10 protein-coding genes are annotated in these 12,013 nt (G+C 52.0%); 7 read left to right on the forward strand and 3 right to left on the reverse strand.

Annotation, left to right across the window (positions count from 1 at the left end; genetic code table 11):
• Positions 1-16 precede the first annotated feature (16 nt).
• On the reverse strand, positions 17-598 hold the full coding sequence (mdaB, locus tag QZF50_RS05115) for an NADPH:quinone oxidoreductase MdaB (protein ID WP_290388830.1): 582 nt from the start codon (positions 596-598) through the stop codon (positions 17-19).
• Between the two features lie 318 nt (positions 599-916).
• Between mdaB and QZF50_RS05120 the strand changes: the two genes are divergently transcribed.
• Positions 917-1,249, forward strand: a complete 333-nt coding sequence (locus tag QZF50_RS05120; protein ID WP_000912120.1) for a DUF2645 family protein — start codon at positions 917-919, stop codon at positions 1,247-1,249.
• A gap of 45 nt (positions 1,250-1,294) precedes the next feature.
• On the opposite strand, the gene qseC is transcribed toward QZF50_RS05120, so the two are convergent.
• Together qseC and qseB are read right to left on the reverse strand one after the other, a co-directional pair.
• Positions 1,295-2,644, reverse strand: a complete 1,350-nt coding sequence (gene qseC / locus QZF50_RS05125) for a quorum sensing histidine kinase QseC (RefSeq protein WP_000673354.1) — start codon at positions 2,642-2,644, stop codon at positions 1,295-1,297.
• The gene (qseB, locus tag QZF50_RS05130; protein WP_001221502.1) at positions 2,641-3,300 is read right to left on the reverse strand and encodes a quorum sensing response regulator transcription factor QseB; all 660 of its coding nucleotides are present in this window, start codon (positions 3,298-3,300) and stop codon (positions 2,641-2,643) included. The genes qseC and qseB overlap by 4 nt, the downstream gene beginning before the upstream one ends.
• A 151-nt stretch (positions 3,301-3,451) precedes the next feature.
• Between qseB and ygiW the strand changes: the two genes are divergently transcribed.
• The 6 genes from ygiW (at position 3,452) to QZF50_RS05160 (ending at position 11,971) form a co-directional block, all read left to right on the forward strand.
• Positions 3,452-3,844: an OB fold stress tolerance protein YgiW gene (gene ygiW, locus QZF50_RS05135; protein WP_000712658.1), complete on the forward strand. Its 393-nt coding sequence runs from the start codon at positions 3,452-3,454 to the stop codon at positions 3,842-3,844.
• A gap of 52 nt (positions 3,845-3,896) precedes the next feature.
• A complete protein-coding gene (locus tag QZF50_RS05140; RefSeq protein ID WP_000183494.1) occupies positions 3,897-4,379 on the forward strand; it encodes a GyrI-like domain-containing protein in 483 nt (160 codons plus the stop codon).
• Between the two features lie 545 nt (positions 4,380-4,924).
• Positions 4,925-7,183, forward strand: a complete 2,259-nt coding sequence (gene parC, locus QZF50_RS05145; protein ID WP_001281881.1) for a DNA topoisomerase IV subunit A — start codon at positions 4,925-4,927, stop codon at positions 7,181-7,183.
• 233 nt (positions 7,184-7,416) lie between these two features.
• Entirely contained in the window at positions 7,417-8,154 is a 738-nt protein-coding gene (gene plsC, locus QZF50_RS05150; protein WP_000965712.1) for a 1-acylglycerol-3-phosphate O-acyltransferase, read from the forward strand.
• Between the two features lie 74 nt (positions 8,155-8,228).
• A complete protein-coding gene (gene ftsP / locus QZF50_RS05155) occupies positions 8,229-9,641 on the forward strand; it encodes a cell division protein FtsP (protein ID WP_000059395.1) in 1,413 nt (470 codons plus the stop codon).
• A gap of 110 nt (positions 9,642-9,751) precedes the next feature.
• The gene (locus QZF50_RS05160; RefSeq protein ID WP_061892535.1) at positions 9,752-11,971 is read left to right on the forward strand and encodes a YgiQ family radical SAM protein; all 2,220 of its coding nucleotides are present in this window, start codon (positions 9,752-9,754) and stop codon (positions 11,969-11,971) included.
• Positions 11,972-12,013 lie beyond the last annotated feature (42 nt).

A 12,013-nucleotide genomic window follows, 5' to 3' on the forward strand; every position in this document is an offset into this window, starting at 1 on the left:
AAAGCCTGAGCTCTAGTTAACCAAAAATTTCCACAAGATGCTTGCGATATTCTTCAGTATAGCGGGGAACATCAGGCATTTTTATCACGTCATTAGCGATAAATGTCGGCAGCGGGTCCATGCCAAGGAATTGGTTTGCTTTATGGAACGGCAGATACACACCGTCGACGCCAACGCCGTGGAAGAATTGATCTTTTTCGGTGAAGGCTTCCATTGGTGCGTTCCAGGTCAGAGAAAGCATATATTTTTTGCCCTGTACCAGGCCGCCGGAACCGTATTTTTTTGACGGATCTTTGCGGGTACGGCCATCGCTGGCATACAGCGTTCCATGACCTTCGGTGAATACATCATCAATATATTTTTTCACTGTCCACGGCGCGCCCATCCACCAGCCTGGCATCTGCCAGATCACCACATCAGCCCAGAGAAAGTTTTGTACTTCCGCTTTGACATCGTAGTCGCTGTCGGCGCGAACGATGCGGACATCATGCCCGAGGTCGCGCAGTGTGCCATCAGCGACTTCGGTCAGGGTGTCGTTCAGTTGACCATTGGAGTGGGCGAATTTTTTCGCGCCGTTGATAATCAGGATGTTGCTCATTTTTTAACCTCAAGGTGAGACGTTTGCCGACTATAGTACGTCACAGAGCGGTACGGTGAAATTAGCAAAATGTGCAAAGTCTTTTGCGAATTTAGCAAAAGTCTGATCTTGCTCTGACTCACCGATGCAGGATAAATATTTTCTGAAAATGACAATACTGATAGCCATTCCTCATAATTCTTACTCGCACCGGAATAATTTACACGTTTGGTTCGGTTTTTTTTGGGATTGAAAATATGGCTTTGAATAAGTAAAAGATGAAAATATCAACGTGTCATGTTGATAATTATAAATGGATTTTTATGAGCGTACTGATATATGTTAAAGCATAAAATTCAAACAATATTTGAAGCTCTGTTATACATAATGCTTACTTATTGGTTAATAGATGCTTTTTTTGCTTTCAATAAGTATGACTGGATGCTTGAGTCGGGAGACAATATTTGCAGTATACCTTCCGTTTCAGGCGAAGATCGTATATTGCAAGCAATGATTGCAGCATTTTTTCTTCTTACGCCACTTATTATTCTTATCTTAAGAAAACTCTTTATGCGGGAAATGTTCGAGTTTTGGGTATATGTATTTTCGCTCGGTATTTGTCTGGTTTGTGGTTGGTGGCTTTTTTGGGGACGGTTTATATTTTGCTATTAGTAAAATCTATGAGAGTCGTTTTAACGGCTCTCATAGACAGAGAAGTTACCAGCTTACCTTCGCCTCAAATCCACCTTGTTCCGCATTCCCAAACTCAACATTCATGCCATGCAATTTGGCGATTCGCTGGACAATCGATAGCCCAAGTCCACTGCCGGTAGCGGTTTGTCCGGGGGGGCGATAGAAGCGTTCGCCAATTCGCGCCAGAGCCTCTGGCGTCACACCGGGGCCGTTATCCCTCACGATGAAATTATCAGCATTCAGCGTGACGTCTATCACGCTGCCCTGTGGACTGTAGCGCACGGCGTTATCCAGCAAATTTCGCACCAACAAACTTAGCAATAGCGGTTGTCCGGTGCGTTTGATGCCGTGGGCATTGAGTGTCAGTCGCACGTCAATTTTCGCCTGCTGCGCCGTGTGGTAAATATCCATCACCGACGATTGCAGGAGATCTTCAAGCGGGATCTCCGCGACGTCCTGAAGGTTATCCAGTGAGTCCAGCCGCGATAGAGTGAGCAGTTGATCAACCAGACGAGTAGCGCGATCGATCCCGTAATGTAATTGAAGCAGCGCTTTTTTCCGCGCTTGCGGATCATCGTCAGAAAGCTGCGCAACTTCGGTTTGCACTTTCAGCGCCGTTAACGGGCTACGTAGTTCGTGAGCTGCGTCGGAGGTAAAGCGTCGTTCACGAACCATCATCGCATGTGTGCGGGCGAACAGTTGATTTAGCGACTCAACCAACGGACGCACTTCGCTGGGTACGCCAGTCGCGTTTAGTGGTTTTTCCGAGTCAGGGTCACGCATACGCAGCGCCAGCGCCAGTTTGTTCAGCGGCGCGAGTTCACGACCCAATAGTACCATCATGATGATTAACATAATCGGCAGTGCGACCAGCCACGGGATCAATTGCCCGGCAACAATCGCCAGCGCCATGTCTTCACGGTATTCCCATTCCTGACCAACAACGATGCGATATTTGCCATCAGGTGAGGTCATCCAGACAAAACGCCATTGATCTTTATCGCCCACCAGTTGCCCGTCAGCAAAACCTTCCCGTTGATAGCTATAAGGAATATCTTCTCCGTTATCGCCATCGTTAAGGACCATTCTGCCGTCGTGGGTAAAGATGGCAAAGGTCAGCGCATCGTCATCAACATGACCGTGTTTTAATTTATTTGGCGTCTGTGCCATGCGATCCGCCGCGTTGATTTCGTTGAGATCGAGCGTACTTAACCGCTTGGCAAACAGCATCAGTTGGGTGTCGAACAATTCATCGACGTTATCCGTTGTTTGTTTCCAGGCGACAAAGCTGGAAAGCAGCCAGGTCACCGAGGCCAGAATTAAAAAGATTAGCGTCAGCCTGACGCGCAGACTAAGACGTTGGGTAAATTTCATTTCTCACCTAATGTGTAGCCAATACCATGCACGGTACGAATAAAATCACTACCGAGTTTGCGTCGCAGATGATGCACATGCACTTCAACGGCATTACTGGTGACCTCTTCGTCCCAGGTATACAGTTTCTCTTCAATCAGTTTGCGCGGCAGTACCCGACCAGCGTTACGCATCAGTAATTCCAGCAGGGCAAATTCTTTTGGTTTCAGTGTTAAGGGTTCGCCAGCCAGCGTGGCGATACGTTTGCCGGGGTCGAGCATGACGTTACCGTGGCGCAGCTCGTTGCTGGCCTGGCCGTTGGTTCGGCGCATCAGAGCTTCCAGCCTGGCGGCGACTTCTATCAACGCAAAAGGTTTACACAGATAATCGTCAGCTCCCAGACGCAGCCCTTCTACACGTTCCTCCAGCGCATCGCGCGCGGTCAGGATCAGTACCGGCTCACGCTGACCTTTTTCTCGCCATTCGCGCAAAATATCGCGACCATCCATGCCTGGTAAGGTTAAATCCAGGATCACCGCATCATAAGGCGCGCTATAAAGCGCCTCTTTTCCCTGACGACCTTGTGTAAACCAGTCGACGCTAAAACCCATTTTACTAAGGCCCGTTTTGATGCCGTCGCCAATCAGCATGTCATCTTCTATCAGTAAAATTCGCATTTTTTCATCCCTGCGATAACCGTATTTGCTGCCAGTAAACCGTGTTGTAACGCGCTCTGTACAGCACTAAATTTTATTTTTTTCCCTTAAGAAGTTGTTAAGGACTATCTTGTTAAATGCTCGGAAACAGACATTAAAGGGAGTAATAAACATGAAAAAATTCGCAGCAGTAATCGCAGTAATGGCCCTGTGCAGCGCACCGGTGATGGCAGCAGAGCAGGGCGGTTTTTCTGGCCCATCGGCAACGCAAAGTCAGGCCGGAGGATTCCAGGGGCCGAACGGCAGCGTAACGACCGTAGAAAGCGCAAAATCCCTGCGTGACGACACCTGGGTAACCCTGCGCGGCAATATCGTTGAACGCATCTCTGACGATCTCTACGTGTTTAAAGATGCCAGCGGTACTATCAATGTTGATATCGACCACAAACGCTGGAACGGTGTGACGGTGACGCCGAAAGATACGGTTGAGATTCAGGGTGAAGTCGATAAAGACTGGAATTCTGTTGAAATTGACGTCAAACAGATCCGCAAAGTAAATCCGTAATTGTTACCGCTCCCGGGACGCGTTCCCGGGAATAATTTCGCAGGGAGGCAAAATGACAAACCTGACACTGGATGTAAACATTATCGATTTCCCATCAATCCCTGTGGCGATGTTGCCGCACCGCTGTAGCCCTGAGTTGCTCAACTACAGTGTGGCGAAATTTATCATGTGGCGTAAAGAGACGGGGCTTTCTCCTGTTAACCAAAGCCAGACTTTTGGCGTCGCCTGGGACGACCCTGCCACCACCGCACCGGAAGCGTTTCGCTTTGATATCTGCGGCAGCGTTAGCGAACCGATTCCCGATAATCGTTATGGTGTGAGCAATGGTGAACTTACCGGTGGACGTTATGCCGTGGCCCGCCACGTTGGCGAGCTGGACGATATTTCACACACGATATGGGGCATTATTCGCCACTGGCTGCCTGCAAGCGGCGAGAAAATGCGTAAAGCACCGATTCTGTTTCACTACACCAATCTTGCCGAAGGGGTGACAGAGCAGCGACTGGAAACGGATGTTTATGTGCCGTTGGCGTGATGGGGAATCTTTACCGGAGTGTGAGCCAAATCACTCGCGATAAGTTTGAGCGAACAATGCCACAGGCGTATTGTTGTTGGGCTTATAATTTCTCCGGTAAGGAATACCATGTATACGCGAAATTTATTATCCGGTGCGCCGTAAGCCGTCTCGGGGGTATCCATGAGCAAGCCGCACTTATGGCAGGAGGCGCGGGGCACTGGTGGAGACACAGCTAAACTGGGCTGAACCGTATACTTACAGTCGACTACTTTGATGCTTTAGGCTTCCCTGGACTCGCATAACCTCAACTTCTCGAATCGCCCGGAGCGGACCCCCATGCCGAGTGGTGTGGCATGGGCGCAACCTTGTGCTGCCCTCTATGCCGATCAAGTCTACAGCAAAGAGTTGTATATCAAGGCACATTGATGCCTTTATCGCCGTCGGAGCACGTCCGGCGGCGCTATTCACGCTGATCTCCTGTGACTCGACGCGGCAGATAATGTAGTATCTCCGGCAATATTGCCCCTTTGAAGGCTGGCGAATAAGTTGAGGAATCAGAATTAATGAGCGATATGGCAGAGCGCCTTGCGCTACATGAATTTACGGAAAACGCCTACTTAAACTACTCCATGTACGTGATCATGGACCGTGCGTTGCCGTTTATTGGTGATGGTCTGAAACCTGTTCAGCGCCGCATTGTGTATGCGATGTCTGAACTGGGCCTGAATGCCAGCGCCAAATTTAAAAAATCGGCCCGTACCGTCGGTGACGTACTGGGTAAATACCATCCGCACGGCGATAGCGCCTGTTATGAAGCGATGGTCCTGATGGCGCAGCCGTTCTCTTACCGTTATCCGCTGGTTGATGGTCAGGGGAACTGGGGCGCGCCGGACGATCCGAAATCGTTCGCGGCAATGCGTTACACCGAATCCCGGTTGTCGAAATATTCCGAGCTGCTATTGAGCGAGCTGGGGCAGGGGACGGCTGACTGGGTGCCAAACTTCGACGGCACTTTGCAGGAGCCGAAAATGCTGCCTGCTCGTCTGCCAAACATTTTGCTTAACGGCACCACCGGTATTGCCGTCGGCATGGCGACCGATATTCCACCGCATAACCTGCGTGAAGTAGCTCAGGCGGCAATCGCATTAATCGACCAGCCGAAAACCACGCTCGATCAGCTGCTGGATATCGTGCAGGGGCCGGATTATCCGACTGAAGCGGAAATTATCACTTCGCGCGCCGAGATCCGTAAAATCTACGAGAACGGACGTGGTTCAGTGCGTATGCGCGCGGTGTGGAAGAAAGAAGATGGCGCGGTGGTTATCAGCGCATTACCGCATCAGGTTTCAGGTGCGCGCGTACTGGAGCAAATTGCTGCGCAAATGCGCAACAAAAAGCTGCCGATGGTTGACGATCTGCGCGATGAATCTGACCACGAGAACCCGACCCGTCTGGTGATTGTGCCGCGTTCCAACCGCGTGGATATGGATCAGGTGATGAACCACCTCTTCGCTACCACCGATCTGGAAAAGAGCTATCGCATTAACCTCAATATGATCGGTCTGGATGGTCGTCCGGCGGTGAAAAACCTGCTGGAAATCCTCTCCGAATGGCTGGTGTTCCGTCGCGATACCGTGCGCCGCCGACTGAACTATCGTCTGGAGAAAGTCCTCAAGCGCCTGCATATCCTGGAAGGTTTGCTGGTGGCGTTTCTCAACATCGACGAAGTGATTGAGATCATTCGTAACGAAGATGAACCGAAACCGGCGCTGATGTCGCGGTTTGGCCTTACGGAAACCCAGGCGGAAGCGATCCTCGAACTGAAACTGCGTCATCTTGCCAAACTGGAAGAGATGAAGATTCGCGGTGAGCAGAGTGAGCTGGAAAAAGAGCGCGACCAGTTGCAGGGCATTTTGGCTTCCGAGCGTAAAATGAATAACCTGCTGAAGAAAGAACTGCAGGCAGACGCGCAAGCCTACGGTGACGATCGTCGTTCGCCGTTGCAGGAACGCGAAGAAGCGAAAGCGATGAGCGAGCACGACATGCTGCCGTCTGAACCTGTCACCATTGTGCTGTCGCAGATGGGCTGGGTACGCAGCGCTAAAGGCCATGATATCGACGCGCCGGGCCTGAATTATAAAGCGGGTGATAGCTTCAAAGCGGCGGTGAAAGGTAAGAGCAACCAACCGGTAGTGTTTGTTGATTCCACCGGTCGTAGCTATGCCATTGACCCGATTACGCTGCCGTCGGCGCGTGGTCAGGGCGAGCCGCTCACCGGCAAATTAACGTTGCCGCCTGGGGCGACCGTTGACCATATGCTGATGGAAAGCGACGATCAGAAACTGCTGATGGCTTCCGATGCGGGTTACGGTTTCGTCTGCACCTTTAACGATCTGGTGGCGCGTAACCGTGCAGGTAAGGCTTTGATCACCTTACCGGAAAATGCCCATGTTATGCCGCCGGTGGTGATTGAAGATGCTTCCGATATGCTGCTGGCAATCACTCAGGCAGGCCGTATGTTGATGTTCCCGGTAAGCGATCTGCCGCAGCTGTCGAAGGGCAAAGGCAACAAGATTATCAACATTCCATCGGCAGAAGCCGCGCGTGGAGAAGATGGTCTGGCGCAATTGTACGTTCTGCCGCCGCAAAGCACGCTGACCATTCATGTTGGGAAACGCAAAATTAAACTGCGTCCGGAAGAGCTACAGAAAGTCACTGGCGAACGTGGACGCCGCGGTACGTTGATGCGCGGTTTGCAGCGTATCGATCGTGTTGAGATCGACTCTCCTCGCCGTGCCAGCAGCGGTGATAGCGAAGAGTAATATGCCGGGGAGGGCGCTGTTTCCTCCCGCTTGCAAGGAACGCCGGATGAAACGTTAAGTCGTCATCCGGCAGCGTATTCAACCCCCGGAAACGATAAAAATTCCCTTGAAACCGTTGTTTATTCATGCGTTGCGATTAACAATACGCTTTTCCAGAGAGCGGCTTTTAACAATGCCCTAACCTGATTTCAGGTGACGTACAATGCCAGTCTCTCAGACCTTCAGAGGGTGTTATGCTATATATCTTTCGTCTTATTATTACCGTGATTTACAGCATCTTAGTCTGTGTATTCGGCTCCATTTACTGCCTTTTCAGCCCGCGTAACCCGAAACATGTGGCCACCTTTGGGCATATGTTTGGCCGTCTTGCGCCGCTGTTCGGCCTGAAAGTTGAGTGCCGCAAACCTGCAGATGCTGAAAGCTACGGCAATGCTATCTATATCGCTAACCACCAGAACAACTATGACATGGTGACAGCATCGAACATTGTGCAACCGCCGACGGTGACGGTAGGTAAAAAGAGCTTGCTGTGGATCCCCTTCTTCGGGCAGTTGTACTGGTTAACCGGCAACTTATTGATCGACAGAAACAATCGCACTAAAGCTCACGGCACCATTGCGGAAGTCGTGAATCATTTCAAAAAACGCCGTATTTCCATCTGGATGTTCCCGGAAGGAACCCGCAGCCGTGGTCGCGGCCTGCTACCGTTCAAGACTGGAGCATTTCACGCGGCAATTGCGGCGGGCGTCCCGATTATTCCCGTGTGCGTCTCTACAACTTCGAATAAGATTAATCTTAATCGACTGCACAACGGTCTGGTGATTGTCGAAATGCTGCCGCCAATTGACGTCAGTCAGTATGGCAAAGATCAGGTTCGTGAGCTGGCTGCCCATTGTCGTTCGATAATGGAACAAAAAATCGCCGAGCTCGATAAAGAAGTCGCAGAACGCGAAGCCGCCGGAAAAGTTTAAGTCGGCAATCTGTATTTTTGCGGGGAACACTTTCCTGCACGGTATTACTTTAGCCAGTTTTACATGGAGCAAATATGTCACTCAGTCGGCGTCAGTTCATTCAGGCATCGGGGATTGCACTTTGTGCAGGCGCTGTTCCCCTGAAGGCCAGCGCAGCCGGGCAACAGCAACCGCTACCCGTTCCGCCGCTGCTTGAATCTCGCCGTGGGCAACCGCTGTTTATGACTGTACAACGTGCGCACTGGTCATTTACGCCAGGGACACGCGCGTCGGTCTGGGGAATCAATGGTCGTTACCTGGGGCCGACTATCCGCGTCTGGAAGGGCGACGATGTTAAGCTTATTTACAGCAACCGCCTGACAGAAAATGTCTCAATGACGGTAGCCGGGCTACAGGTACCAGGCCCGCTGATGGGCGGTCCGGCACGGATGATGTCGCCAAACGCTGACTGGGCACCCGTACTGCCTATTCGCCAGAACGCAGCTACTCTGTGGTATCACGCCAATACTCCCAACCGCACGGCTCAGCAGGTCTATAACGGCCTTGCCGGAATGTGGCTGGTGGAAGATGAAGTCAGCAAGTCGCTGCCTATCCCCAACCATTATGGTGTGGATGATTTTCCGGTCATTATTCAGGATAAACGGCTGGATAACTTTGGTACGCCAGAATACAACGAACCGGGAAGCGGCGGCTTTGTTGGTGATACGCTGCTGGTTAACGGTGTACAAAGCCCGTACGTTGAAGTCTCGCGTGGCTGGGTGCGCTTGCGCCTGCTGAACGCGTCGAACTCTCGTCGTTATCAACTACAGATGAGCGATGGTCGCCCGTTACATGTGATTTCTGGCGATCAGGGATTCCTGCCTGCTCCTGTATCGGTGAAGCAACTTTCGCTGGCACCGGGCGAGCGCCGCGAGATTCTGGTGGATATGAGCAACGGCGATGAAGTGTCGATCACCTGTGGCGAAGCGGCGAGCATTGTTGATCGTATTCGTGGCTTCTTTGAGCCATCCAGCATTCTGGTTTCTACCCTGGTGCTAACGCTGCGCCCAACCGGCCTTCTGCCGCTGGTCACAGACAGTCTTCCGATGCGCTTGCTGCCAACTGAAATCATGGCCGGTTCGCCGATTCGCAGTCGCGATATCAGTCTGGGTGATGACCCGGGTATTAATGGACAACTGTGGGACGTCAACCGTATTGATGTCACCGCGCAGCAAGGAACGTGGGAACGCTGGACGGTACGCGCGGACGAGCCGCAAGCGTTCCATATTGAAGGCGTAATGTTCCAGATCCGTAACGTGAATGGCGCGATGCCGTTCCCGGAAGACAGAGGCTGGAAAGATACCGTTTGGGTTGACGGACAAGTGGAGCTGCTTGTTTATTTCGGTCAGCCTTCCTGGGCGCACTTCCCGTTCTACTTCAACAGTCAGACGCTGGAAATGGCGGACCGTGGCTCGATAGGGCAACTTTTGGTCAATCCGGTACCGTAATCTTCATACTCGCCCGAGGAGGGCGAGTATGGAATACCTTTCGATTTCTCTTTCGTTCCGGCTTATAATCCCCGGCCTTTGATTATTTTTTTATCATTTCTGGAAGCAAAATGAGCTCTATCTCCCTGATCCAACCGGATCGCGACCTGTTCTCCTGGCCGCAGTACTGGGCCGCCTGTTTTGGACCGGCACCGTTTTTGCCGATGTCTCGTGAAGAGATGGATCAACTTGGCTGGGATAGCTGCGACATCATTTTGGTTACTGGCGACGCGTATGTCGATCACCCAAGCTTCGGGATGGCGATTTGCGGTCGTATGCTGGAAGCACAGGGCTTTCGCGTCGGGATCATCGCCCAGCCAGACTGGAGCAGCAAAGACGATTTCATGCGTCTGGGTAAACCGAATCTGTTTTTCGGTGTTACTGCTGGCAACATGGATTCGATGATCAACCGTTATACCGCCGATCGCCGTTTACGTCATGACGATGCCTACACGCCGGATAACGTCGCGGGTAAGCGCCCGGATCGCGCCACACTGGTTTATACCCAGCGTTGTAAAGAGGCGTGGAAAGATGTACCGGTGATCCTCGGCGGTATTGAGGCTAGTCTGCGCCGTACCGCACATTATGATTACTGGTCCGATACCGTGCGCCGTTCCGTGCTGGTGGATTCGAAAGCCGACATGCTGATGTTTGGTAACGGTGAGCGTCCGCTGGTGGAGGTGGCGCACCGTCTGGCGATGGGCGAGCCGATTAGTGAAATCCGCGATGTGCGTAATACCGCGATTATCGTGAAAGAGGCGCTGCCTGGCTGGAGCGGCGTGGATTCCACCCGTCTTGATACCCCTGGAAAAATCGACCCAATCCCGCATCCGTATGGTGAAGATTTGTCGTGCGCGGATAACAAACCGGTGGCACCGAAAAAGCAGGAAGCCAAAGCCGTAACCGTGCAGCCACCGCGCCCGAAACCGTGGGAAAAAACCTACGTGTTGCTGCCTTCTTTCGAGAAAGTGAAGGGCGATAAAGTGCTGTACGCCCATGCTTCGCGCATTCTGCACCACGAAACCAACCCAGGCTGTGCCCGCGCATTGATGCAAAAACACGGTGACCGCTATGTGTGGATCAACCCGCCTGCTATCCCGCTTTCTACCGAAGAGATGGACAGCGTTTTTGCGCTGCCGTACAAGCGCGTGCCACATCCGGCCTATGGCAATGCCCGTATTCCGGCTTACGAAATGATCCGTTTTTCGGTCAACATTATGCGCGGCTGCTTTGGCGGCTGTTCTTTCTGTTCTATTACCGAGCACGAAGGGCGCATTATTCAGAGCCGTTCGGAAGATTCGATCATTAATGAGATCGAAGCGATCCGCGACACCGTTCCAGGTTTTACGGGCGTGATTTCCGATCTCGGTGGGCCAACTGCCAACATGTATATGTTGCGCTGCAAATCGCCACGCGCTGAACAAACTTGTCGCCGTTTGTCGTGCGTTTATCCGGATATTTGTCCGCACATGGACACTAACCACGAACCGACGATCAACCTCTATCGCCGTGCGCGTGATCTGAAAGGCATTAAAAAAATCCTCATCGCCTCAGGCGTACGTTATGACATCGCCGTGGAAGATCCGCGCTATATCAAAGAGTTGGCGACCCATCACGTCGGCGGTTATCTGAAGATTGCCCCGGAACATACCGAAGAAGGGCCGTTATCGAAGATGATGAAGCCGGGCATGGGCAGCTATGACCGCTTTAAAGAGCTGTTCGATACTTACTCAAAACAGGCAGGTAAAGAGCAGTATCTGATCCCCTATTTCATCTCCGCGCACCCCGGTACGCGTGATGAAGATATGGTGAATCTGGCGCTGTGGCTGAAAAAGCATCGTTTCCGTCTCGACCAGGTACAGAACTTCTACCCATCGCCGCTGGCGAACTCAACCACCATGTATTACACCGGGAAAAACCCGCTGGCGAAGATTGGTTATAAGAGCGAAGACGTCTTCGTACCGAAGGGCGACAAACAGCGTCGTTTGCATAAAGCGTTGTTGCGTTACCACGATCCGGCAAACTGGCCGTTAATCCGCCAGGCGCTGGAAGCGATGGGCAAAAAGCATCTGATTGGCAGCCGTCGCGATTGCTTAGTGCCTGCGCCAACCATTGAAGAGATGCGTGAAGCTCGTCGCCAGAACCGCAATACCCGTCCGGCGTTGACGAAACATACGCCGATGGCGACCCAGCGTCAGACGCCTGCTACGGCAAAAAAAGCGTCGTCTACGCAATCTCGTCCGGTGAATGCTGGTGCGAAGAAACGCCCTAAAGCGGCGGTTGGACGTTAAAAAAAATCCCCGGCAACTGACATGCTGCCGGGGATTTTTTTA

The sequence above is a fragment of the uncultured Escherichia sp. genome (assembly GCF_948475835.1).
Lineage (GTDB): Bacteria > Pseudomonadota > Gammaproteobacteria > Enterobacterales > Enterobacteriaceae > ECMA0423.

What these genes read in the sequence shown, in the direction of transcription:
- QZF50_RS05120 (WP_000912120.1), top strand. Translation starts at nt 917, where the DNA reads ATGTTAAAGCATAAAATTCAAACAATATTTGAAGCTCTGTTATACATA.
- QZF50_RS05140 (WP_000183494.1), top strand. Translation starts at nt 3,897, where the DNA reads ATGACAAACCTGACACTGGATGTAAACATTATCGATTTCCCATCAATC.
- ygiW (WP_000712658.1), top strand. Translation starts at nt 3,452, where the DNA reads ATGAAAAAATTCGCAGCAGTAATCGCAGTAATGGCCCTGTGCAGCGCA.
- mdaB (WP_290388830.1), bottom strand. Translation starts at nt 598, where the DNA reads ATGAGCAACATCCTGATTATCAACGGCGCGAAAAAATTCGCCCACTCC.
- qseB (WP_001221502.1), bottom strand. Translation starts at nt 3,300, where the DNA reads ATGCGAATTTTACTGATAGAAGATGACATGCTGATTGGCGACGGCATC.
- QZF50_RS05160 (WP_061892535.1), top strand. Translation starts at nt 9,752, where the DNA reads ATGAGCTCTATCTCCCTGATCCAACCGGATCGCGACCTGTTCTCCTGG.
- plsC (WP_000965712.1), top strand. Translation starts at nt 7,417, where the DNA reads ATGCTATATATCTTTCGTCTTATTATTACCGTGATTTACAGCATCTTA.
- parC (WP_001281881.1), top strand. Translation starts at nt 4,925, where the DNA reads ATGAGCGATATGGCAGAGCGCCTTGCGCTACATGAATTTACGGAAAAC.
- qseC (WP_000673354.1), bottom strand. Translation starts at nt 2,644, where the DNA reads ATGAAATTTACCCAACGTCTTAGTCTGCGCGTCAGGCTGACGCTAATC.
- ftsP (WP_000059395.1), top strand. Translation starts at nt 8,229, where the DNA reads ATGTCACTCAGTCGGCGTCAGTTCATTCAGGCATCGGGGATTGCACTT.